Below are 21556 nucleotides of genomic sequence, written 5' to 3' on the forward strand. Positions count from 1 at the left end.
TCCTTATCTCGCGCTCAACTTGTTGAAGCCAACCTCGCTGGTAGCTCCGGTGATAACCTGAAGCTCAACCTCCAGGGATCCGTCCTCGCGAAGGGTATCCGCGTTGGCTCCCGCGATCTTGGTGATGTAGTCCAAGGTTCCGATCAGCTTGTCGAGCTTCGGGAGAACGACGACCTGGTTTGCGTTGCCCGCCGTAACGAGAGCATCCGCCGCCTTATCGGCATCGGCCAGGGACTGGGACTTTCCGTCTCTTCCCGCGTACTCGTCGGTGATCAGCACGGTCTTGATGCCCTCGGCCTCGATCTTCTTGCAGTTCATGATGAGATCGGTATCCGGATTTCCGAAGCCCTCCTCGGAGACGACGACGCCGTCCAGGTGGAGCATCTTGCAGAGCTTTGCGGTCTGATTGGAGGATCTCTCCTTGTCCGCCAGGTAGACATTCTCGTTTGTGATCACGTGGGCGACGAAATTGATCGTCTTTCCGTGCTGCTTGAAGAGCTCCTCGATCACCGGATTGTTCTCATGGACATAGGTCGGGTTCTTGTCACAGGCGCTCACGCAGTTTCCGGAGAGAATCGCCCCGTCCATATCCTCGGTCGGATAGAGAATCGTCGGAAGAATCTTCTTCGCATCGACACCGTAGACATAGGTATCGTGCAGCAGTCCCTGGCTCTGAAGCATCTGCACATAGGCCACTCTCGGAAGATCCGGATAGGCCTTCATGCCCTCCAGAAGATCCAGCGTCTCATAGGTCTGCGTCTCATCCGGGTTGAGCTCTTTCGAGAGCTCCGCGAGATGCGTCGCGATCTTCAGGCCGACCATGCGGACCGCTCTCTCATAGTCGTGGGCCTCTGTCCCCTCCACCGGCTCACAGAGCACGACGAGGTTCAGGGTCTTCGAGAAGGGGGTGTAGTCCGCTCCCGGGCCGCTCATATCGATGACGCCCTCCTGGAAGCCGACGATCGGGCCGGCGGTCACAACCGCCATTCCCTTCAGGCAGTAGGTCTTCCCGGAACCCACGGTGTCCACGCCGGAGATCACGCCGGGGAATACTCCTCCTCTTCCCTCGACCTTGATCCTCGGCTCAATCACATCCTTCACGGGCGTGATGCGCACAGACTCACCCGGCTTCGCAATATCGAAGCTCACGGTCTTGATCTTCTCCTCGCTGAGAGCGACCTCACGGAGATCGTCCTTCGAGACGGAGAGGACTCCGTCCTGAAGCGCTGTCTTCTCTGCGAAACGGATGTCCTTGATGAAAATTTTTCCTAATTCCAGTTTCACTGATCTGCCTCCTGTCTTATGTTTGTACTAACAATCCTTCGGAGGGATTCTTTCCCGCCTCGGATTGTGATAGCCATTTTGAATGCAGCCCCTTCGATGAAACGCCGTTCTGCTCTGACGTTTTTCTTTCGAAAGGCTTCTCCTCTCCTCCTTTCCCTGTGGAAATCCCTCTCTTTACGCGCAAAAAACGTGGGTTCTTGCGAACCCCGCATAGAAACCTTTAGAAGTCGGAGAGCAAAGAGTCGACGGCAGTCAGGATGAGGCTCCGGTCGACCAGCTGAAAATCCTTTTGCAGCTCCGGGATATGTATCCTATCCTGCTCCTTGAATTTATCGCAGGCCTGAATCGCGTTTTCGATAAGGGATAAGGAGTCCAGATCCAGATCCGCCCCGTCCCGTCTTTCGATCAGGACCGATTTATAGGGCGTCTCCAGCGGCTTGACGCTGCCGCTCAGGGGATGGCTCAAAAGCTTCGCCCCCCCGTGGATCTCATCTCTGACGGCTGTCAGCACCGAGCGGAAAGAGAGCTTCCGATAGGAAACGTCGATAGGGGCTTCAGGATACCGATGGGAAAGTTCTCCTTCCAGAGAAGGATTGTTCGTTATGATCTGAAAGCTGTTCATGTTCTCCCCTCTTGACGCCGCCCTCGGTGGACAGCCGCGCATCTCTGAGACGTTTTCTGTTATTTCACAAATCATCTCATTGACAAGTTTTAATTTATCACTCTTTTTATTAAATTTCAATAATATTCCCTATTTATAGAGAATATCTATCAGTATAAACAGAGAATCCGCACTCTCTTTATCAGGAGAGTTTAGCATTAAATTCCCAGTTTCTCCCTAGTCCGCGAGGATTTTCTCCGCAATTCCCTCCCAGGAAAGCTGTCTTAAATCCGGGACAGAGTCCGAGGGATCCAAAAGCGCCCCCGTGACGGCCTCCGCGAGCCTCTTCTCAAAGGCGGGGAGCTCCTCGGGGTTTGCCTCATCGGCATGTCTCATACCGGGAAGCGGGACATAGCGGATATTGGCGCCCCGCGTATTCTCCGAGAAAAAGCGCCGTATCCCCGGAAGCTCCGAGACGACAGCCTTTGCGCCGCAGGCCAGGGCCTCTACGAGGGTGAGGGGAATCGCGTCAAAGAAGGAGGGAAGGACGAAAACATCCGCCTTTTGATACTGCTTTGCCAGCTCCTCCTGCCCGAGCAGCCCGAGGAATACAGCCGGAAAGGGAAGCTCCTCGGAGAGCTCCCGGATTTTCCGGTACTCCTCCTGATTTCCGGCGGAGCCCGCGAGAAAAAGCGCTAAAGAGACTGCGGGAAAAAGCGCCGGGTCCAGGAGTCTTAAGGCGCGGAGAAGACTCATTACTCCCTTCTTCTCTGCGATTTTCCCGGCGTAGAGAAGCCTTTTTCCTCTTCTCTCTCCCTCTCTCCGGGCCATTCCTCCTCTCTTCTCCATGGAGGACTCTGTCTTTTCCTCCGGAAGGCGGAAGATCTGTCTGTTGTAGCCAACTCCCAGGATCCGAAGCTTCTCTCCGGGAATAGCATAGATTCTCTGGACCTCCCGGAGCTGGAATTCCTGGGGGGCGAAGACACGGTCGAGAGAAGCGATGTTCCTTCGGATCCATTCCCGTCTCAGTCCGTGCTTTTCCATCTGCCGAAGATCCGTATTATGGCAAAATCCGTAGATCCTTTGCCCGGGAAACCATTCCCGGACGAAGGCTGTGAGAAGGTAGAGATGGTGGCAGAGGATGAGATCCGGTTTTTCCCTCTCCACAAGATCAAAGAGGACGGATCGGAAGGCGGCGGAGAACTGCTCCACCATCTGCTCTGTCATATCCCGGTAGCGCGTGCTCTCATAGGGCATCTCATCGGACATGCCGCAGATCGGGAAGGGAAGGAGCTCGGTCTTAAAGAAAACCGGAAAAAAGCGGACATCCTCCGGGAATATCGTCTCCTCCCCGGGATAGACTCCCGCGACGACGAGCTGCTCCATGCCAAGCTCCGAAAAAGCCCGGACGAGCTCTGTCAGATAGATCCCGCTCCCGGTGCTGCTCGGCTTCTGCGCGCTGATACTCAATATCTTCATATCTTCCTCAGTCTTCCCGGAAAAGTGCGGCCTGAGCCCTCCATCCGCCTGCAATGATGGATGCGGCTTCGGAAAACACGGAAAGCGCCGCCCTCTCCCTAAAGAAAAGCAAGCCTCCCCGATCCTTCAAAACAAAAAGATCAGGGAGGCTTATAAAAACAGGACGGCCTGTATATTTTCTGGCGAAGGCGTGTGAGAATCGAACTCACCCAGGACGCTCACGCGCCCAACACTGGTTTTGAAGACCAGGAGGCACACCAGTTACCTAACCACCTCCAAAAACACAGGCATAACTATAGCACAGCCCATAAAAGCTGTCAAACATTTCCCTATCAATTCGGGATTTTATAGCAAATGGATATAAGTGGCTCAGAAAAAAACCTCATAGACTCCCTCCGGCTCCAGCTCATGCTCTCTCATGAGCTCCGTCAGCTCCTCCCTGTTCGAGGGCTCCGCAGCCCAGCAGAGTCCGCAGCCCGCGGAGACGACGGAGGGGATGGGAATCAGACGCCCGGGAGCCCCGGCCTCCTGGCAGAGCTTCTCCATCATCATGGCGTCGACGGTGTTTTTGTAGGTAAAAACCAGACGGGTCTCTTTCTTTCTCATTTACGGCCTCAGGATGCGGTCGGAATGCATCTGAGTGTCCACGATATCGTACATGTTGGAGATGATTCCGACGGCGATCTTTTCCTTTACGTTGAAGTTTCCCGCGCAGATGCCGCAGCTCATGATCTTGACCCCGGCCTTTTCCAGATTTTTCAGGTCCTCAAGAGCGGGAGAGCCCTCCGCCGCGAGAAGTACACCGCTGTTATAGAAAAGGATATAGTCCGGCAGAGGATCGACATTGGTCAGCGCAAAGAGGAAGGATTTTATGAGATTCTTCCCAAGCGTATCGTCTCCGTTCCCCATGCATTCCGAGGCGATCACGACAGAGGTGATGCACTTTTTCTTCTCTCCCTCATCACTCTTCTTTCCCGGCTTCACCTCGATCCGGACCTCATATTCCTGCTCGGACTTCTTCTCGCTCGAAACCGCGTAATCATAGCGCTTTGCGAGGCGGGTGAGGTTCTGCACCGCGGTATCATTATCCACGCAGACTGTGAGGATTCCCTCCTCTTCAAAGGCCTCCATCGCCTTCTTTGCGTTTACGACGGGGAGCGGACAGGCCATGCCCATGCAATCCAGTTTCTTATCCATTTCAAATCTCCTTCCAAATTTCTGCCTTGCCGTCTCAGAGGACGGCTTTTATCCGCCGCCCTTCTTCCCTCCGCTGAAGCGGCAAAGAACATCTTCCCCTTGACTGCCGCTTTACCGGCCGGGGCGGCAGCCGGCCGGTAAAGCGGGGCAGTGCGGCTTTTCTCGTGGAAAGCCGGAATGCTCCTCCCTTTTAACTCTTCTTCGCTCCGAAGATAAAGAGAAGGAAGCGGATGTAGCTATAGAGCAGGAGGCAGACCGCGATTGCGGTCTCCACGAGAACCACCGGCTGCAGGGCAGGAAGCGGGCTCCCAAGCTTTGCGAGACAGTTCATGCTCTGCTTTGACGCGATCGCCGTAATGGCAAAGGGGAAAGTGAAGGCCGCATAGCTCGGATAGAACGGAAGCTTCAGGTAGGAAACCGCCTTTGAGAGGGCGAAGAGGTAGATCAGATTGGAGAAAAGGCAGAGCGCCGTGACAAAGGCCGCGCTCTTTGGCGTGACAGACTGGATATAGCCCGCCGTGCAGAGCGCCGCGGGAGCGGCGTAGATCATAAGGAGAGGCCGCGCCGGCTCCGGGAGATCGGGAAATTTCCGGTAGCGGATGCTCACCAGCACGAGGAGGACCAAAAGCGCCGCAAAGCCAAACCAGAAGGCCGCGCCCCCGATATCCGTTCTCTCATAGGGCGGAGCCGTGAGGGAGGAGACAACGATTCCGACATAGACAATATACCAGACTGTGAAAACATTCTTCCACTCAAAATGAAGGACGAATCTCCATGTGAAATAGAGAATCAGCAAAAGGTGGAGAAAAATGGCGAAATACCAGAGGATCTGAGCGCCCGCTCCGAGCCACGGCTTCCCATAGACGGAAAAAAGCATCAAGGACATGGGAAAGGTCGCGGACACTCCCGCGCCGACGGCCGTCTTCAGCTCCTCCCCTACTGCGGCGGGAAAGAGCAGAAGCTTCAAAAGAAGAAGCAGGAGCAAAAAAAGCGCCATCAGTCCGCAGACATACCGGATCGTCTCCGAATAGCTCTGGAGAAGATTGCCGAGCGCGAGCGTTCCGAGCATCACGCCGGAGAGCGCTACCGGGACCCTTTTGATGTATTCCATAGATCAGACTGCCTCCTTTTTCGGGGGAAGATAGGGCTTCTCCAGTCCCTTTATCGGTTCCGGATCGATATTTTTCACGCCGAGCTCCCGGCAGAGAATCTCTGCGGCCTTTCCGGCGCAAAGACCCGTGAAGGCGATGCACTGCTTCTTGTGCTCTCCTCCCGACATATCGAAGCCTCTTGTCAAAACGCGGCAGCAGGCCGCATGCTTTGCGTTCGCTTCCCTAAACCAATCGTGAAGCTCATGAGAGAGCGCCATGAGCGCGTTGACCTTCGGGTCCTTCGGACCATCCGCGGTCGTTCTCCCGAAAAACATGGAGAGCGCGAGTATGCTGCCGTTCAGGGCACCGCACATACAGCCTGATCTCCCGGCTCCGATGGACATACCGGATGTCATCGCAATGACGGAATCCGGAACATCGGCCTGAAAGGCATCGCGGATCGAGGCCACCGCTGCCTCACAACAAAAATAGCCCCCCGCGTAAAGCTCCTCGGCTCTCTTCTGCACTGCCTTCGGACTGACCTCCGTCGCATGATAAGTAATGATAGACTCCATAATCAACCTCCTGTCAAACGATAAGCTGTTTCCCGATAAGCCCCCATGCTCATCAGGCAGGAAGACATAAGTTTTGAGACAAGGCTTATGATATCCGAGCCGCCCTACTTTGTCTAATTGCTCTGCCTTATAAATAGTTCTTTTTATTGTTTTCTTCTATGAGACGGCATTTTCTGAGATATCCCAGGAAAAGGAAGAGAAGACTCAGGAGAAAAAGAAGGAGGACGGCGGCCTTCTGCCCGGAGAAGGCGCGGAGGAAAAGCCCCGGAGGAAGGAGAAAGCCCAGGATATTCAGGAGGGGAGGAAGGAGCGAAAGTCCGCTGAAGCATCCCCCGAGGAGCGAAAAAAGAAGTGAGAGAAGCGCGGCATTTCCCTCCGCTCCTCTCTCTGTGCGGAGGAAGGAGGAGAGAAGCAGGATGAGGGAGGAAAGGGAGGCGCTGTAGAGGAAAAGAAGCGCCGTCCCCCGAAGTTCGATCCGGCAGAAAAGAAGGAAGGGGAGAAAAGAGATCGTGAGGAGGAAAAGGATCCCGAAAAAGGCGGAAAGAAGGTCCAGCTCCACTCCCCTCTCCATGCTTCTCATCCGCCTCTCCGAAGCTCTCCCTCCTCCTTCCAAAAGGCCTCCCGAAATGCTGAAGGAAAGGAGCAGGAGGTAAAGGGCGAGAAAGCCCTCTCTCCCCGGCATAAGGAGCTCCTCCCCGGATTGTCCCTTCTGCTCTGATTCAAAATAGAGTCTCTTTGCCCCTCTTCTTTTTCTTATGGAAAGGGAAAGCGCCCTCTCCTCCTCCTTTCGGAGCTCTCTCCCCAGAAGTCCCTCCGCCCTGGACTCTGCGCTCTCCCAAATCCCCTCTGAGATCGAGAGCCCCGAGATCGTCTCCCGGACAGAGGCGGAGGAGAGAGAATTTTCAGCGCTTTCATAGTGGAGAAGGGATTTTCCCCCCTCCTTTAAGCCTTCGGCATAGCCTCTTTTTATAAAAAGGATCCCCTCCAGCTCTCCCAGGGAGAGAAGGCGTCTCGCCTCCTTTTCCGTGGTCTCCAAGGAAGAAAGGCTGTCCGATGCAGAAAGCTCCGAGAGAAGGAGGGATGAGGCTTCGCTTTGGTCCAGGTCCACAGCGGCGATCCGGATTCTCTTCGCCCCTCCCCCCGGAAAAGAGCTCAGGAGAGCGCCGAGAAGGAGGGAGGAAAGCAGGAGGAGGAACATGCCGCCTCTCCTTCCGGAGAGTGCCACTACCCGAAGAAAGGAGAGCCTTGTCAGACGCCAAAAAAAGCACATCCTCCCCTCCCCCTCCGGAAAAGCCGAGGACAGCTCTTTGCTCCGCCCTTTCCCCTCCGAAGCCATATGCAAGGAAATAGAAGAAGAGGAAAGGGAGGGGAAAAAGCGAGCTTTAAAAGCGGAAATAAAAAGGAAAAGGATCCCGCAGAGAGAAAGAAGGAGGAGGGGGAGCGCGCTCAAAGGGAGGAGGGAGGGAGAGAATCCTTTTGTGAGGAGCCCCAAAAAGAGAAGATTCCCCCGGAGCGGCGTAAGATCGGAAAGGCTCCGGAGAAGGGGAGGCAGGGAGGAAGGGTCCAGAAAGCCCCCCCCGAGGAGAAGGCTCCCCGCGAGGAAAAGATTCCCAAGGAGGAGGAGCGGACGCGCTTTTGAAAAGAGCATTGTGAGCCCGGAGAGGAAGAGAAAGGACGCGAAAAGCTCGGAAACAGAGAAGAGAAGAAAGAGCGCGGGCTCCCGCACCCCCAGAGAGTGAAGGGGAAGGAGGAGGAGAAGGCAGGGGGGAAGAAAGAGAAAGAGCGAAAGCAAAAGCTTCGAAAGGAAAAAGGCGGAGCGGCTCCCTCCGGAGAGGAGAAATCGCGGGAGCACCCCCATCCTCCTCTCCTCCGCTTCAGATCTTAGGATAGAGAGCGGGAGGAGAAAGGCGAGGAAAAAGAGAACGGCGGAGAGAATCCTGATGAGAAGCGCCCGGGAGAGCTCCTTTTTCTCCGGCCTTTCATCAAAAATCAGCCCCCTCCGAAGTACCGCGCGAAGCAGCAGCTTCGAGGAGCTCTCGTACATTTCTTCTTTCTTTTCCTCGGAAAGCTGTCCGGGAAAGGAGAGCGCATAGACCGATTCGGATACCGCCTGTTCTGTCTCCATGATCCCCATAACCGAGCGGAAGAGCTCTCCGAAAATCGCAGCCTCTTCGGGACGGGAGGAATTGAGGGAGAGCTTCACCGGCTCTCCCTGATAGCGATAGGCGCTGTAGAAAAAATCCTTCGGGATCGTCACGGCCGCAGCGGCCCCCTCCGACAAAGCCCTCTCCTCTGTCTCTCCCTCCGGGATCACACGGATCTCCGAAAAGAGCGGGAGCTCCCGGAGCTGTTCGATCAGAGAGCGGGACATAAAGCTCCGGTCCTCATCCTTTACCGCCACCGGAAAGGGCCGGACTGTGAAATCAGAGGGGTGGAGGAGGAGAAGCATCAGCGGAAGCAGAAAAAGGGGGAGAAGGAGAGAAAGCCACCCCCCGCCCCGGTGAAAAAGCCGAAGATCTTTATACAGCGCACAAAGAAGGCTCCGCATTGCCTCTCCTCTATTTTTTCCGCCGGATACGAAGCTCCGCAGGGCCGCCTCCGACCTCCGGCTGATAGAAGCTGCAGGGATAGCCGAAGCTCTTCTGATACTGGCTCTTCAGGCGCTTCTTGAATTCCGGGAGCGCATCCTTGTGGACGAGGGAAACCGTGCAGCCCCCGAAGCCCCCGCCGGTCATCCGGGACCCGAAGACTCCCTGTGTCTTCCAGGCCTCCGATGTGAGGAGATCCAGCTCCGGGCAGCTCACCTCATAATCATCTCTCAGAGAAATATGGGATTCATTCATCAGGATCCCGAAGTGCCGAAGATCATCCTGCTGCAGGGCGATATACGCGTCGATAACCCGGAGATTCTCATAGACCGCGTGCTTTGCCCTCTTTTCCAAAAGGGGATCTCCGATGAGGAAGCGGTACTCCTCAAAGCTCTCTTCATCGAGCTCCCCGAGGGAATGGATCGGGAGGCGCCATTGCAGGCGGCTGAGTGCCTCCTCGCACTCCCTTCTCCGGTCATTGTAGGCGCTCCCCACAAGCTTATGCTTTTTGTTGGTATTGGTGATGATGAGGCGAAGATCCCGAAAATCCAAAAGAGCGTACTCAAAGGAGAGATCCTCCGTATTCAGATAGATCGCGTGATATTTTTTCCCCATGGCACTCGCAAACTGGTCCATAATGCCGCAGTTCATGCCGTTATAGCGGTTCTCCGCGTCCTGTCCCAGCAAAGCGAGGTCCAAAAGCTCGAGCGGAAAATGAAAAAGCTCTCTCAGTAAATACCCCGTCAGCACCTCGATGGAAGCGCTGGAGGAGAGTCCCGAGCCGCTCGGGATATTTCCGCTGTAGCAGATGTCAAAGCCGTTCTCCAGGAAAAGGCCTCTCTCCCGAAAGGCCCAGATCACGCCCATCGGATAGCTGCTCCAGTTTTCCCCCTCCTCCCCCGGGCGAAACTCATAAATATTTGTCTCCAGCACACCGCAGTCCGGGAAATTCATGGAATAGAAACGAATATTCTGGTCTTTTCTCACTCTCACGGCGGCATAGGTTCCGAGAGAGAGCGCGCAGGGGAAGACATGTCCCCCGTTGTAATCCGTGTGTTCACCGATCAGGTTGACCCGTCCCGGCGCAAAAAAGATGCGGATCCCCTCTTCTTCCCCGTAAAGCTCCTTGAACTTTGACAGAAGTTCTTCTCTTATTTTCTCCATGGTTTTTTGCTCCCAGTCCGATTCCCGAAAAAAGCGGGCACGATCCGTCTTACGGCGAAACATGCCCGCTTTCTGTTCGCGCAGAGGGTGGGGTTCGAACCCACGTGCCCTTTCGGACAAACGGTTTTCAAGACCGCCTCGTTATGACCACTTCGATACCCCTGCGGATATAAAACAGTTTCATTCTACCCGATCTGTTTTTTTGCGTCAAGCTCTAAGTGGAAAAAGAGCTCTGCGATCTCAAGGTCCTCTGCCGTCGTAATCTTTATATTCCGGTAGCTCCCCTCCACAAGCTTTACAGGAAGGGAGGAGAAAAGCTCCATGACCATCCCATCGTCGGTGATGCTTTTTGCCCGCTCGGGGGAGAGCTCCCGCGACATCATCCTCCCATAGGCCCGGCAGAGCTCCCCCGCATGAAAGCTCTGCGGTGTCTGCACCTGCCAAAGGCTCCTTCTGTCCGGGCTCTCTCTGACAAAGCCCTCCGGATCCGCCCTCTTGATCGTGTCCTTCACCGGAACGGAGAGGACGGCCGCGCCAAACTTTTCCGCGGCAAGGAGAGAATCCTCGATGAATTTCTCCTTAAGGAACGGCCGGGCGCTGTCTTGGATCAGTACAAGAGGAGCCTCCGTTTGGCTTCCCTCCGAAAAAAAACGCTCCGGATAAAGCCGAAGGAGAGCGTTTCGGACCGAGAGGCAGCGCTCTGCCCCGCCTAACACAAAAAGAAGCTCCTTCCCCCCCGGAGAAGGAAAAAGGGAGGAGAGAAGCTCCTGCGTCCTCTCCTCATCGCCCCGGGAAACCACAAGGCAGATTCTCTCAATCCGCGGACTCTCTAAAAGAGAGCGAAGGCTATAATAAAAAAGCGGCTTCCCAAGGAGCGGAAGAAACTGCTTTTTCTCTCCCACACCCATCCGGCTTCCGCTCCCGGCCATCAAAAGGACCGCATCCGCCCCTCTCATCTTTCCTGCCCTCCTTCTCTCCCGCTCTTTGGACAGATGGCCCCAAGCGGCAGATTCGGGCAGGCGTTCAGAGACGCGCCGTCTCTCCTTCCCGAAAGGTATTCATAGTAGCCGGCACAGGCGATCATCGCCGCGTTATCGGTGCAGAGCACGGGGCTTGGCCGATAGAAGCGGATTCCATTTTCCAGGCACTCCGCCTCCACCCTCTTTCGGAGAGCGGAATTGGAGGCCACCCCTCCGGCAATGGCAAGACTTTCGCAGCTTCTCTCCCGGCACAGCCGGATCGCCCGCGAGACAAGAGCCTCCGATACGGAGGCCTGGAAGGAGGCGCAGAGATCCGGGACAGAGATCTCCTCCCCCGTCATCTTCGCCCTGTTGATGTAATTGAGGACTGCGGATTTAAGCCCTGAGAAGCTGAAATCATAGGGATTCCCGGAGACCTCCCCCCGGGGGAAACGGATTGCCTCCGGATCTCCGCCCTCCGCGGCGCGGTCCACCTTGGGCCCTCCGGGATAGCCAAGGCCCACGGCGCGGGCGACCTTGTCGAAGGCCTCCCCCGCGGCATCATCGCGGCTTTGCCCCAGGATCTCGAAGCTTCCGTAGTCCCGGACCAGGACAAGCTCTGTGTGACCGCCTGAGACGACGAGGCAGACAAAGGGAGGTCTTAGATCCGGATTCTCGATATAGTTTGCCGCGATATGTCCCGCAATATGATGGACCGCGACGAGAGGCTTTCCGATCGCATAGGCGAGCGCCTTGGCCTCGGAGACCCCGACCAGAAGGGCCCCCACAAGCCCGGGCCCGGAGGTCACGGCAACAGCGTCCAGAGAGGAGAAATCCAACCCGGCCTCCGAGAGCGAAAGCTCTATGACCTCATCGATCTTCTCCAGATGCTTTCTCGATGCGATCTCCGGGACGACGCCGCCGTATTCTGTGTGCACCGCGATCTGGGAGGAGATCACATTGGAGAGGACCTCCCTGCCGTTTTTCGTGACCGCGGCGGCCGTTTCATCACAGCTCGTCTCAATCCCCAGTATCCGGATCTCTCTCTTCTCCCCCATCTTCCCCTTCCTCTTCGAAGTTCAGATCTCTGGACCAGCCGTCCCTCGCGAATTTCGCCGGGAAGATCTTTCGGATCTCATCCCGGTACTGCTCCGGCCGGAGCTCCGATGGCGAATAATGCGTGAACCAGAGCTCCCTCGGCCCTGCCTCCGCGGCAAGCATCGCCGCTTCCCGCATCGTCATGTGCTTATAGCGGCGCGCGTTGTCCGTCTTATCCTCCGTGCCGTACATCCCCTCACAGATGAAGAGATCCGCATCCTTCGCCATCTCCGCGATGATCGGAACCGGCCTGGTATCCGTACAGTATACGACGGAAATCCCCCGCCTCTCCTTTCCCATGACCATATCGGGGCGGTAGATGCGGTCCTTGTCCCGGATCTCCTCCCCGTGCTGAAGCCGGTTCCAGTAGCAAAGCGGAATTCCCTCCGCCCTTGCCCTTTCCGCGTCGAACTTCCCAAGGCGCGGGATGCTGATCCGGTAACCATAGCAGCTGATCCCATGATTTACGCGAAAGGCCTGCACCTGAAAGGGAGCTGTGAGCTCCTCAGGGAGCCGGGGGCGCTCCTCTGTGAGCTCATGAAGAAGGATGGGAAAGGGCAGCTCGGGCGCGATGACGCGAAGGCCGTCCACCACTCTCCTAAGTCCCTTCGGACCGATGATATGGAGCTCCTTCTTCCTCTCCGCATTTCCCATGCTCAGGAGCATTCCGGGAAGGCCTGATATATGATCCGCATGATAGTGGGTGAAGAGGATGAGGTCGATCGGATTCGGGGACCAGCCCTTCTCCCGCATCGCGATCTGCGTGCCCTCTCCGCAGTCCAGAAGGAGGCTGGAGCCGCTGCAGCGGAGCATGAGGCTCGTGAGCCATCGATTGGGGAGGGGCATCATTCCCCCGGTGCCGAGTAAGCAAAGATCCAGCATTTTCCCCCTATCCTTTCTTCAGCTCTTTCCGCATCACGATCCCGTCCTCACTCGGATATCGATAATAATCCCTGCGGACTCGCTCCCGGAGGAAGCCCCTCCCCTCATAGAGCTTTCTCGCCGGAAGATTCCCCTCCCGAACCTCAAGATAGACAAAGGAGACGCCTCTCTCCGAGGAAAGGGACAGCATCTGATCCAAAAGCATGGCCCCGATCCCCCTCCTCCGGGCCGATTCCAGCACGCAGAGATTCTCGATCTCCGCCTCAGGTCCCAGGATCCGGAGGACGGAATAGGCGAGCGTCCTGCCCTCCTCCCGAAACACAAGCGGAAGGTCATAGGCGCTGTCCAGGGCGGATGTGAAGTCCGAAGGATTCCAGGCCATTCTCCCGAAATACTGCCTCTCCATATCGAGAATTTCCGGGAGATCAGAAGCTCTCATCTCAAAAATCAATTTTCATACCCTCCGCTGTCGATCGGATAATTCCTGGGGAGAAGCCGATCCTTTGTCTCTTCCCCTCTCTTTTCTCCCAAAAGATCGTAGTCCCTGAGCCCCTTCGCCTCTCTCTCCCGCTCCGCCTGCGGCTTCCTCACATAGTGAAGCCGGAATTTCTCCGCGCTCTTCGCAAGAGAAAAATTCCTCTCTCCGAGAATGGCGATAGAGGAAGCCCGCTGCAAAAGATTTGCGGGAGAAGCGAGGACGAGCTTCTGCCCCAGGCATTCCGACAGAAGCTCTCGGTAGGGGAAGACGCCGTCTCCCAGGAAAAGCTGCTTCCCCGGAAAGCTGCGGATCCTCTCGAGAAGGCTCTCTATGGAGACTGCCTCCTCCGGCAGTACCTTCTCTCCGTGAAGATAGCTCGCCGTATAGACCTGGGATCTCCGAGCGTCCAGGATCGGGTGGACATAGCCAGGAAATTCAGAGACATTTTGCATCAGCCCTTCCAGAGTGCTGACCGGAAGGAGAGGAATCCCGCCCGGAAGCGCCAGCCCCTTTGCGGTCGCAGCGCCGATCCGAAGCCCGGTAAAGGATCCCGGCCCTGCGCTGACTGCGATCAGGTCGAGATCGGACAGGCTCACCCCGCTCGCCTTTAGGAGCGCTTCAATCAGAGGAAGAAGCGTCTCCGAGTGCGTGAGCCCCACATTCAGACTGTATTCCGAGAGAAGCCTTCCATCCCGCAAAAGCGCCGCCCCCGCGCTCTTTCCGGAGGCCTCTATCCCAAGCGTCAGCATTCCTCTCTCCCTCCCACAGTGATGAGACGGTAATCGAGTCCCTTCTGAAGGTCCTTCTCGATCCGGACAAGGACCGCGTCCTCCGGCAGGAGCTCTCTGATCCGCTCCGGCCATTCCACAAGGCTCACGCCCTCTCCGCCGTAGAAGCAGTCCTCGTAGCCGATCTCCTCCATCTCGGAGGGATCTCCGATCCGATAGACATCAAAATGATAGAGCTTCAGCCGGCCCTCATAGCTTTTCAGGATGGGAAAGCTCGGGGAGCTGACCGTTTCCGTGACGCCGAGGCCCCGGGAAAAGCCCTTCGCAAATACGGTCTTTCCGACTCCCAGCTCGCCGCTTAAGCAGTAGACAGAGCCGGGACGGGCCTCTCTTCCGATCCTCTCTCCGAAGGAGAAGGTCTCCTCCGGACTCTGACTTTCAAATCTCATGATCTCCGCACTTCACCCGGATAAAATGAAAGATTCTCCTCCCGGTCTTCTCCTCGAAATCCTTCAGATTCGCGAGGAAATCCTCCTCAAAAAGGATATCCGTCAGGACACCAAACTCATCGCTTCGACCGTTCAGACGGATCGGCCGAAAGGGCGTCTCCTCCTCCAAAAAGGCCTCCCTCAGTGCTTCCTCGAGTCCCTCCGGCGTGCCCTCGATCCGGGCGAGATAGCGAAAGGCATTGCTGCCCATGGGCTCGATCTCTATCATCTTCTCGGACCATCCTATGCCCTGGAAATGTCCTCTGTGCCGGACCGCCGCGATGATGTCGGAGACGACCGCAGAGGCAGTCGGAAGCTTCCCCGCCCCCATACCGTAGAGCATGGTGGTCCCCAGGCAGTTTCCGACGATGCGGATTCCATTGAAGACCCCGTCCACCGGATAGAGCGGGTCCGAGCTTCCGATCATCACAGGTGCGACATAGGCGAAATACCGGTCCTCCACCGCCTGAACAGAGCCGAGCAGGCGGATATTCATGCCGAGCTTCTCCGCATATTCAAAATCGATCGCGGAGACATTCCGGATCCCCTCCGTGTAGATATCCTCATGGCGGCAGCGGTTCCCGGAGGTCATGGAGAGAAGAATCGCGGTCTTTCTCGAGGTATCGAAGCCGTCCACATCGGCGGAGGGATCCCTCTCCGCATAGCCGAGCTGCTGGGCCTCCCGGAGCGTCTCCGAAAAACCGGCGCCCTTTTTCTTCATCTGGCTCAGGATGAAATTCGTCGTGCCGTTTAAGATGCCCGTGATCTCCGTGACCTCCTCCCCCGCGTAGTTATGGTAGAGAGTCCGGATCACCGGGATCCCTCCCCCGACGGAGGCCTCGAAGTAGAAATTGCAGTCGTGCTCTCTCGCGGTCCGGATCAGCTTGGAGCCGCAGGCATCCACCACGGCCTTATTGGAGGAGATGACATGCTTTCCCTTCTCGAGGCAGCTCTTGATATATTCATAGGCAGGGTGAATGCCCCCCATCGTCTCCACGACGAGCGCAACCTCCGGATCCTTCTCGATCACGGAAAAATCGTGGATCAGACATTCTCCGTTCTCCGGGAGGGTCTTCTTTCGATCCAAGATGTACTTCAGCTCGATGGGCTCCCCCACCTTCTTCATGATCTGATCCCGGTTGATCTTTAGCACCTCCGCGACACCGGAGCCGATCACACCATAGCCCATGATCGCAAGCTTCATGGCATTCCTCCCTTTCCTCTCCGCTCCCTTCTCCCCGGAGAAGGCCGCATCCTGCGGCCTCCCGCTCCCCGAAGGAGAAGGAGGATCAATCGCCGCCCTGTACCTTCCGATCCGGCCTTCCGAGCTGCACCCACTTAAGATACGCCGTGATAAAGCGGTCGATATCCCCGTCCAGCACCGCATCCGTATTCCCCGTCTCCTCCCCGGTGCGGAGATCCTTTACCATGCGGTAGGGCTGGAGGACATAGGAGCGGATCTGAGAGCCCCAGCCGTTGTCCTTCACCTCTCCCCGGATCCCGGCGAGCTTCGCCTCCTGCTCCTCCTTTTCCTTGATATAGAGCTTCGCCTTCAGCATCTGCATGGCCTTCTGGCGGTTCTGAAGCTGAGAGCGCTCCTCCTGACAGGCCACGACAAAGCCGGTGGGAATGTGAATCAGTCGTACGGCGGAGGAGGTCTTGTTGATATGCTGCCCCCCGGCTCCGGAGGAACGGAAGACCTCCATCTTGATGTCCTCCTCCCGGATATCCACATCGATATCCGTCTCGATATCCGGCATGACATCGCAGGACACAAAGGAGGTCTGGCGCTTCCCCTGTGCATTGAAGGGGGAGATCCGGACCAGACGGTGAATCCCGGACTCCGAGCGAAGATAGCCGTAGGCGTAGTCTCCGTCGATCTCCATCGTGACGGACTTGATCCCCGCCTCCTCTCCCTCCAGATAGTCCAGGATCTTTATGCCAAAGCCCCTTCTCTCCGCCCAGCGGGTATACATGCGGTAGAGCATCCCCGCCCAGTCATTCGCCTCCGTACCGCCCGCTCCGGCGTTTAAGCGGAGGATCGCATTCATGGCGTCGTACTCCCTGGAGAGGAGAAGCCGCGTGCTCATGCTGTCGAGCTTCTCCGAAAACTCCGAGAGGAGCTCCCGGATCTCCGGGATAACGGACTCATCTCCCTCCTCGACGCCCATCTCGATGAGAGCTCCGATGTCGTCATAGCTTTGCTTCAGACTCTGATAGCTCTCCAGCTCGTTTTTCAGGTGATGGTTTTCCGTGGAGAGACGGTTCGCCCTCTCGGGGTCCGTCCAAAAATCCGGCTCCTCCATCATCCGGTCCAGCTCGAGAATCCTCTTCTTCTTATTCTCCAGATCCAGCGAGGCGCCCAGATGCTCCAGAGGCTCTGCCTTGGTGCTGAGTTCATATTTGAACTGATCAAACTCTATCATCCGTTCTCTCCTTTAATCTGAAGCGCTGCGCCTGACTGAATTGTACTAATCTGCCCCCATCCTTTATCTTCTCAGCGGGCGGACCGGGTTCCGCCGCCCTCCTAGCGCGGTGCGGAAAAGCAGTCGGGGAAAAGTATAAACCGCTTCCCCCTCAGCTCTCCGCGGGGGATGCGGGAGCTGCCGGCTCCGCCGCGGGAGCCGCCCCCTCCGAAAGGAGCGATTTCTGATACTCGTCCTTTCCGTGGCAGTTCTTATATTTCTTTCCGGAGCCGCAGGGACAGGGGTCATTCGGATAGATCTTTCGCTTCTCCCTGAGCTTCGGCTGCTTTACGCCCGTCTCATCGCGGTTTGTCCCAAGCGGCTTTGCGACCTGCTCTCTCTCCGGCTTTTCCTCTACGGTGAGATGGGTGAGAGCGCGGATCGTCTCCTCCTGAATTCCTCTCATCATCTCCTCAAACATCTCATAGCCCGTGATCTTATATTCGACGAGCGGATCCTTCTGCCCGTATGCCTGCAGGCCGATGCCGTCCCGGAGGATATCCATATCATCGATATGGTTCATCCACTTCTGGTCGATGATCCGGAGGAGGATCACGCGCTCCACCTCTCTCATCTGCTCCGGATTCGGGAACTCCGCCTCCTTCTGCTCATAGATATGGAGTGCCTCCTCCTTCAGAAGCTGCCTGAGCTCACTCTTTGTCATGTGCTCGAACTGCTCCTCGCTGAGCTTCAGCTTCGGGAGGGGTATGATCTCCATCAGCGTGTCATTCAAGGCCTTCAGATTCCATTCCTTCGGCGTCTGATCGTCCAGGATGATGCTGTCGACATAATTGTCCACGATCTCTGTGAGGAAGCGGATCATGAGCGGGCGCAGATTGTCCCCCTCCAGGACCTTCTCTCTCTCCTCATAGATGACATCCCTCTGCTCATTATTGACATCATCGTACTTCAGAAGATTCTCACGGATGCCGTAGTTGTTGAGCTCGATCTTCTCCTGCGCCTTCTCGATGGCACGGGAGAGCATGCTGTGGTGAATCTGCTCCCCGTCCGGGACGCCGAGGGCCTCGAACATGCCCATCAGGCGCTCGGAGCCGAAGAGACGCATGAGATCGTCCTCCAAAGAGATATAGAACTGAGACTGACCGGGATCCCCCTGCCGTCCGGACCGCCCGCGGAGCTGGTTGTCGATCCGGCGGGACTCATGCCGCTCGGTTCCGATGATGTGAAGACCTCCTGCCTCCTTGGACTCCGGATCCAGCTTGATATCCGTACCACGGCCGGCCATGTTGGTCGCGATGGTGACAGCGCCGTGCACTCCCGCCTTCTCAACGATCTCCGCCTCAAGCTCATGGAACTTCGCATTCAGGACATTATGCGAAATACCGCGCTTCTTCAGCATATGGGAGAGCATCTCCGAGGTCTCGATCGCGATGGTGCCGACCAGGATCGGAGCCCCCGTCTCGTGGATCCTCGAGATCTCATCCACGACGGCCTCGAACTTCTCCCTCTTTGTCTTATAGACCGCGTCATCCAGATCCTCGCGGATGACCTCCTTATTCGTCGGGATGCAGATGACATCCATGGAGTAGATATTCCGAAACTCCTTCTCCTCCGTCTGCGCGGTACCGGTCATGCCGGCCTTCTTTTCGAATTTATTGAAGAAATTCTGGAAGGTGATCGTCGCGAGTGTCCTGGACTCCCGCTTCACATGGACATGCTCCTTCGCCTCGATCGCCTGATGGAGCCCGTCGGAATAGCGGCGTCCCGGCATGATTCGGCCGGTGAACTCGTCCACGATCAGGACCTCATCGTCCTTTACCACATAGTCCTTATCCCTCGCCATGAGATTGTTTGCGCGAAGAGCGAGGATAATATTATGCTGAATCTCCAGATTCTCGACATCGGAGAGGTTTCGGATATGGAAGTAATCCTCGACCTTCTTCACACCCTGAAGTGTAAGGTTTACCGTCTTCTCCTTCTCATCGACGATGAAGTCCCCGCTCTCCTCGATCTCCTCCCCGAGGATCGCGTTGATCTTCGAAAATTCCGCGGATTCCTTTCCCCTCTCCAGCTGCCTTGCGAGCAGGTCGCAGACCTCATAGAGCTTCGTGGACTTCCCGGACTGGCCCGAAATGATGAGCGGTGTCCGCGCCTCATCGATCAGGACAGAGTCGACCTCGTCGATGATGCAGTAGTGCAGACCGCGGAGCACCTGCTGATTTTTGTAGATCGCCATATTATCCCTTAAGTAATCGAAGCCGAGCTCATTGTTTGTGACATAGGTGATGTCACAGCCGTAGGCGGCCTGCCGCTCCTCCGTCTTCATATCGTTTAAGACGACGCCGACGGAAAGCCCGAGGAAGCGATGGACCTGCCCCATCCACTCCGCGTCACGCTTTGCCAGATAGTCGTTGACTGTTACGATATGCACGCCGTTTCCGGAGAGCGCGTTTAAGTAGGCCGGGCAGGTGGAGACCAGCGTCTTTCCTTCACCGGTTTTCATCTCCGCGATTCGCCCCTGGTGGAGCACGATGCCGCCGATCAGCTGTACCGGGAAATGCTCCATCCCGATCGAGCGCCTGGCCGCCTCTCTCACTGTCGCAAAGGCCTCGGGCAGGATGTCGTCCAGCGTCTTCCCCTCCGCGAGGAGCGCCTTGAATTTATCGGTCTGGCCCCTGAGCTCCTCATCCGTCTTCTTCGTCATTTCGTCCCGAAGAGAGAGAATTTTGTCCACCTTCGGCTGGATCAGCCGAAGTTCTCTGTCGGAATGCGTCCCGAATATTCTTTCTAAAAGGTTCATGCGTCCTCTACTCCTTTTTCTCCCGATACCATCCCGTCCGCTCCTTCTCCCGAAGCTTCCTGCATCCCAGGGCGAATGCCGCCGTCGCTATGGGGAAGGGCTTTAACTTTCAAAGTCTAGCACATCGGAGAAGCTTATTCAAGCGATAGATTCCCCGCTCCGAGCCGCGGAGGCTCCGGAAAATTCGCCGAAAAAACATAGGTTTTTTGTTTTTTATATGGTATCATTACAGTATAGAAAAGGAAGGCCGTTCCGCAAAGTGCCGGCCGGAATTTCCACTTTCAGAAAGGGAGTGAATGTCTATGAAGCTAACGATCATCGGAAGAAACATCAGTGTGACGGACGGTCTCCGCAATATGGTGGAGAAAAAGCTGGGAAAGCTGGATAAGTTCTTCAGGCAGGATACTGCCTGCACCGTCACGCTCTCGACGCAGAAGGATATGCATAAGATCGAGGTGACCATCCCGGTAAAGGGGACCGTGATCCGGGCCGAGCAGGAGACGGAGGACATGTACCAGTCCATCGATCTGGTCGTGGATGTGATCGAGCGTCAGATTCAGAAATACCGTAAAAAGATCATTGACCGAAGACAGAGCGCGCTGGCCTTCAGTGAGGCCTTCCTGGAGAAGGAGCAGGACAAGGCAGAGGATGCCGAGATCCGCATCCTGAGGACAAAGCAGATTGATCTAAAGCCCATGACTCCGGAGGAGGCCTGCCTGCAGATGGAGCTCGTCGGACACAGCTTCTTCGTCTTCCAAAACGGGGACAGCGGAAAGGTCAATGTCGTCTATAAGAGAAAGGAAAATTCCTACGGACTGATTGAGCCGGAGGAATAAAGCAGAGGCACAGTCTCAGATCCAGCCGCCGTCAAAGGCGATCAGCTGCCCCGTCATATAGGGCGGAGCTACGGAAAGAAGCCGCAGGAATTCCGCGGCTTCTTTTGTGTCCGCCATCCTGCCGTAGGGGATCTCCCGGCAGAGCTCCTCCCTCTCCTCTTTGCCAAGCCAGGCATTCATATCGGTGTCCACCGCCCCGAAGACCGCCGCATTGACCGGGATATGATTCGGCGCAAGCTCCTTTGAGAGGGCCCTCGTAAAAGCGTTGATCCCGCCCTTTGTGAGAGAGTAGACGGTCTCCATGGAGGCTCCGGAGATCCCCCAGACGGAGGAGACGTTCAGGATCCGGCCCTGCCGCGCCCTGAGAAGATAGGGGATCAGGACTTTCGTGAGGCGAAAGGGAGCACTCAGATTCGTATCCAAAATCTCCCGGTACTCCTCCTCCCCGACATCCTGCGTGAGAGAGAGGAGGGAAATCCCCGCATTATTGATGAGGAGAAGCTCCGCCGAGGAAAGTGCCGCCTGTCCAAGCCTTTTCGAAAGAAGCTCTTCCGTGATCTCCCCCTCTATGATCGTGCAGCTTGTCCTTTTCTCAAGCCTCTCCGAGAGCTCCCGGAGAAGCTCGAAATGCTTCCTGCAGTTTAGGATGAGCTCCCAGCCGTCCTCTGAAAAGCGTTCCGCCGCCGCTCTCCCGATCCCCCGGGACGCCCCTGTGATGATGGCAAGCTTCAAATCGATTCCGCTCCTCTCTCTGAGAATACAAAAACAAAGGCAATAATCCTTTCGAATTATTGCCAAAAATCAAGAAACTGCAATCCAAAGCAAAAATATGCCATCCATTTTAACGATCCTTTAAAAACAGTATCTGCGGTCTATCGTGAT

20 protein-coding genes and 2 tRNA genes are annotated in these 21556 nt (G+C 56.3%); 1 reads left to right on the forward strand and 21 read right to left on the reverse strand.

What is annotated here, in order from left to right; genetic code table 11:
• Positions 1–3: 3 nt before the first annotated feature.
• The 20 genes from HMPREF1986_RS08625 to secA all read right to left on the reverse strand — a co-directional run bounded on the left by HMPREF1986_RS08625 (position 4) and on the right by secA (position 19838).
• Complete coding sequence (locus tag HMPREF1986_RS08625; RefSeq protein WP_021774444.1) at positions 4–1284, reverse strand: glycine/sarcosine/betaine reductase component B subunit; 1281 nt, start codon at positions 1282–1284, stop codon at positions 4–6.
• Positions 1285–1504: 220 nt separating this feature from the next.
• Positions 1505–1906 (reverse strand): GrdX family protein, encoded by a 402-nt coding sequence (locus HMPREF1986_RS08630; RefSeq protein ID WP_036599866.1) that lies wholly within the window; start codon positions 1904–1906, stop codon positions 1505–1507.
• 216 nt (positions 1907–2122) lie between these two features.
• On the reverse strand, positions 2123–3364 hold the full coding sequence (locus HMPREF1986_RS08635) for a glycosyltransferase family 4 protein (protein ID WP_036600023.1): 1242 nt from the start codon (positions 3362–3364) through the stop codon (positions 2123–2125).
• Between the two features lie 180 nt (positions 3365–3544).
• Positions 3545–3641, reverse strand: a tRNA-Sec gene (locus tag HMPREF1986_RS13170).
• Between the two features lie 92 nt (positions 3642–3733).
• Complete coding sequence (locus HMPREF1986_RS08640; RefSeq protein WP_021774448.1) at positions 3734–3970, reverse strand: DUF3343 domain-containing protein; 237 nt, start codon at positions 3968–3970, stop codon at positions 3734–3736.
• The gene (gene yedF, locus HMPREF1986_RS08645; protein WP_021774449.1) at positions 3971–4561 is read right to left on the reverse strand and encodes a sulfurtransferase-like selenium metabolism protein YedF; all 591 of its coding nucleotides are present in this window, start codon (positions 4559–4561) and stop codon (positions 3971–3973) included. It lies immediately after the preceding gene.
• A gap of 190 nt (positions 4562–4751) precedes the next feature.
• Positions 4752–5672, reverse strand: a complete 921-nt coding sequence (locus HMPREF1986_RS08650; RefSeq protein ID WP_021774451.1) for a TDT family transporter — start codon at positions 5670–5672, stop codon at positions 4752–4754.
• Between the two features lie 3 nt (positions 5673–5675).
• The gene (locus HMPREF1986_RS08655) at positions 5676–6227 is read right to left on the reverse strand and encodes a C-GCAxxG-C-C family protein (RefSeq protein ID WP_009214681.1); all 552 of its coding nucleotides are present in this window, start codon (positions 6225–6227) and stop codon (positions 5676–5678) included.
• A gap of 127 nt (positions 6228–6354) precedes the next feature.
• Entirely contained in the window at positions 6355–8775 is a 2421-nt protein-coding gene (locus tag HMPREF1986_RS08660; RefSeq protein ID WP_021774452.1) for an ABC transporter permease, read from the reverse strand.
• A gap of 10 nt (positions 8776–8785) precedes the next feature.
• Positions 8786–9979 carry a galactokinase gene (locus tag HMPREF1986_RS08665; RefSeq protein ID WP_036600027.1) on the reverse strand — a complete coding sequence of 398 codons (1194 nt, stop codon included), beginning with the start codon at positions 9977–9979 and terminating at the stop codon, positions 8786–8788.
• A gap of 79 nt (positions 9980–10058) precedes the next feature.
• Positions 10059–10144: transfer RNA gene (locus tag HMPREF1986_RS08670), tRNA-Ser, on the reverse strand.
• Between the two features lie 20 nt (positions 10145–10164).
• The gene (ispD, locus tag HMPREF1986_RS08675) at positions 10165–10935 is read right to left on the reverse strand and encodes a 2-C-methyl-D-erythritol 4-phosphate cytidylyltransferase (protein ID WP_021774454.1); all 771 of its coding nucleotides are present in this window, start codon (positions 10933–10935) and stop codon (positions 10165–10167) included.
• Positions 10932–11996 (reverse strand): tRNA (adenosine(37)-N6)-threonylcarbamoyltransferase complex transferase subunit TsaD, encoded by a 1065-nt coding sequence (tsaD, locus tag HMPREF1986_RS08680; protein WP_021774455.1) that lies wholly within the window; start codon positions 11994–11996, stop codon positions 10932–10934. Before tsaD ends, ispD begins: the two co-directional genes overlap by 4 nt.
• Positions 11959–12918, reverse strand: a complete 960-nt coding sequence (locus HMPREF1986_RS08685; RefSeq protein ID WP_021774456.1) for a ribonuclease Z — start codon at positions 12916–12918, stop codon at positions 11959–11961. The genes tsaD and HMPREF1986_RS08685 overlap by 38 nt, the downstream gene beginning before the upstream one ends.
• 7 nt (positions 12919–12925) lie before the next feature.
• Positions 12926–13369: a ribosomal protein S18-alanine N-acetyltransferase gene (rimI, locus tag HMPREF1986_RS08690; RefSeq protein WP_021774457.1), complete on the reverse strand. Its 444-nt coding sequence runs from the start codon at positions 13367–13369 to the stop codon at positions 12926–12928.
• Positions 13366–14145, reverse strand: coding sequence for a tRNA (adenosine(37)-N6)-threonylcarbamoyltransferase complex dimerization subunit type 1 TsaB (tsaB, locus tag HMPREF1986_RS08695; protein ID WP_021774458.1), 780 nt, complete (start codon positions 14143–14145; stop codon positions 13366–13368). Before tsaB ends, rimI begins: the two co-directional genes overlap by 4 nt.
• A complete protein-coding gene (tsaE, locus tag HMPREF1986_RS08700; protein ID WP_021774459.1) occupies positions 14139–14573 on the reverse strand; it encodes a tRNA (adenosine(37)-N6)-threonylcarbamoyltransferase complex ATPase subunit type 1 TsaE in 435 nt (144 codons plus the stop codon). Before tsaE ends, tsaB begins: the two co-directional genes overlap by 7 nt.
• Entirely contained in the window at positions 14563–15816 is a 1254-nt protein-coding gene (locus HMPREF1986_RS08705; RefSeq protein ID WP_021774460.1) for a homoserine dehydrogenase, read from the reverse strand. The genes tsaE and HMPREF1986_RS08705 overlap by 11 nt, the downstream gene beginning before the upstream one ends.
• Before the next feature lie 85 nt (positions 15817–15901).
• Positions 15902–17038 (reverse strand): peptide chain release factor 2, encoded by a 1137-nt coding sequence (prfB, locus tag HMPREF1986_RS08710; protein ID WP_021774461.1) that lies wholly within the window; start codon positions 17036–17038, stop codon positions 15902–15904.
• Positions 17039–17189: 151 nt separating this feature from the next.
• Positions 17190–19838 (reverse strand): preprotein translocase subunit SecA, encoded by a 2649-nt coding sequence (gene secA / locus HMPREF1986_RS08715; RefSeq protein ID WP_021774462.1) that lies wholly within the window; start codon positions 19836–19838, stop codon positions 17190–17192.
• Positions 19839–20140: 302 nt separating this feature from the next.
• Here secA and hpf point away from each other — a divergent pair, with 302 nt between their 5' ends.
• Positions 20141–20674 carry a ribosome hibernation-promoting factor, HPF/YfiA family gene (hpf, locus tag HMPREF1986_RS08720; protein WP_036599870.1) on the forward strand — a complete coding sequence of 178 codons (534 nt, stop codon included), beginning with the start codon at positions 20141–20143 and terminating at the stop codon, positions 20672–20674.
• Positions 20675–20689: 15 nt separating this feature from the next.
• Here hpf and HMPREF1986_RS08725 read toward each other — a convergent pair whose 3' ends face one another.
• Positions 20690–21406 carry an SDR family NAD(P)-dependent oxidoreductase gene (locus HMPREF1986_RS08725; RefSeq protein ID WP_021774464.1) on the reverse strand — a complete coding sequence of 239 codons (717 nt, stop codon included), beginning with the start codon at positions 21404–21406 and terminating at the stop codon, positions 20690–20692.
• Positions 21407–21556 lie beyond the last annotated feature (150 nt).

Source organism: Oribacterium sp. oral taxon 078 str. F0263 (assembly GCF_000469565.1).
Taxonomy (GTDB): Bacteria; Bacillota; Clostridia; order Lachnospirales; family Lachnospiraceae; genus Oribacterium.

What these genes read in the sequence shown, in the direction of transcription:
- HMPREF1986_RS08630 (WP_036599866.1), bottom strand. Translation starts at nt 1,906, where the DNA reads ATGAACAGCTTTCAGATCATAACGAACAATCCTTCTCTGGAAGGAGAA.
- HMPREF1986_RS08635 (WP_036600023.1), bottom strand. Translation starts at nt 3,364, where the DNA reads ATGAAGATATTGAGTATCAGCGCGCAGAAGCCGAGCAGCACCGGGAGC.
- HMPREF1986_RS08640 (WP_021774448.1), bottom strand. Translation starts at nt 3,970, where the DNA reads ATGAGAAAGAAAGAGACCCGTCTGGTTTTTACCTACAAAAACACCGTC.
- yedF (WP_021774449.1), bottom strand. Translation starts at nt 4,561, where the DNA reads ATGGATAAGAAACTGGATTGCATGGGCATGGCCTGTCCGCTCCCCGTC.
- HMPREF1986_RS08650 (WP_021774451.1), bottom strand. Translation starts at nt 5,672, where the DNA reads ATGGAATACATCAAAAGGGTCCCGGTAGCGCTCTCCGGCGTGATGCTC.
- HMPREF1986_RS08655 (WP_009214681.1), bottom strand. Translation starts at nt 6,227, where the DNA reads ATGGAGTCTATCATTACTTATCATGCGACGGAGGTCAGTCCGAAGGCA.
- HMPREF1986_RS08660 (WP_021774452.1), bottom strand. Translation starts at nt 8,775, where the DNA reads ATGCGGAGCCTTCTTTGTGCGCTGTATAAAGATCTTCGGCTTTTTCAC.
- HMPREF1986_RS08665 (WP_036600027.1), bottom strand. Translation starts at nt 9,979, where the DNA reads ATGGAGAAAATAAGAGAAGAACTTCTGTCAAAGTTCAAGGAGCTTTAC.
- ispD (WP_021774454.1), bottom strand. Translation starts at nt 10,935, where the DNA reads ATGAGAGGGGCGGATGCGGTCCTTTTGATGGCCGGGAGCGGAAGCCGG.
- tsaD (WP_021774455.1), bottom strand. Translation starts at nt 11,996, where the DNA reads ATGGGGGAGAAGAGAGAGATCCGGATACTGGGGATTGAGACGAGCTGT.
- HMPREF1986_RS08685 (WP_021774456.1), bottom strand. Translation starts at nt 12,918, where the DNA reads ATGCTGGATCTTTGCTTACTCGGCACCGGGGGAATGATGCCCCTCCCC.
- tsaB (WP_021774458.1), bottom strand. Translation starts at nt 14,145, where the DNA reads ATGCTGACGCTTGGGATAGAGGCCTCCGGAAAGAGCGCGGGGGCGGCG.
- tsaE (WP_021774459.1), bottom strand. Translation starts at nt 14,573, where the DNA reads ATGAGATTTGAAAGTCAGAGTCCGGAGGAGACCTTCTCCTTCGGAGAG.
- HMPREF1986_RS08705 (WP_021774460.1), bottom strand. Translation starts at nt 15,816, where the DNA reads ATGAAGCTTGCGATCATGGGCTATGGTGTGATCGGCTCCGGTGTCGCG.
- prfB (WP_021774461.1), bottom strand. Translation starts at nt 17,038, where the DNA reads ATGATAGAGTTTGATCAGTTCAAATATGAACTCAGCACCAAGGCAGAG.
- secA (WP_021774462.1), bottom strand. Translation starts at nt 19,838, where the DNA reads ATGAACCTTTTAGAAAGAATATTCGGGACGCATTCCGACAGAGAACTT.
- hpf (WP_036599870.1), top strand. Translation starts at nt 20,141, where the DNA reads ATGAAGCTAACGATCATCGGAAGAAACATCAGTGTGACGGACGGTCTC.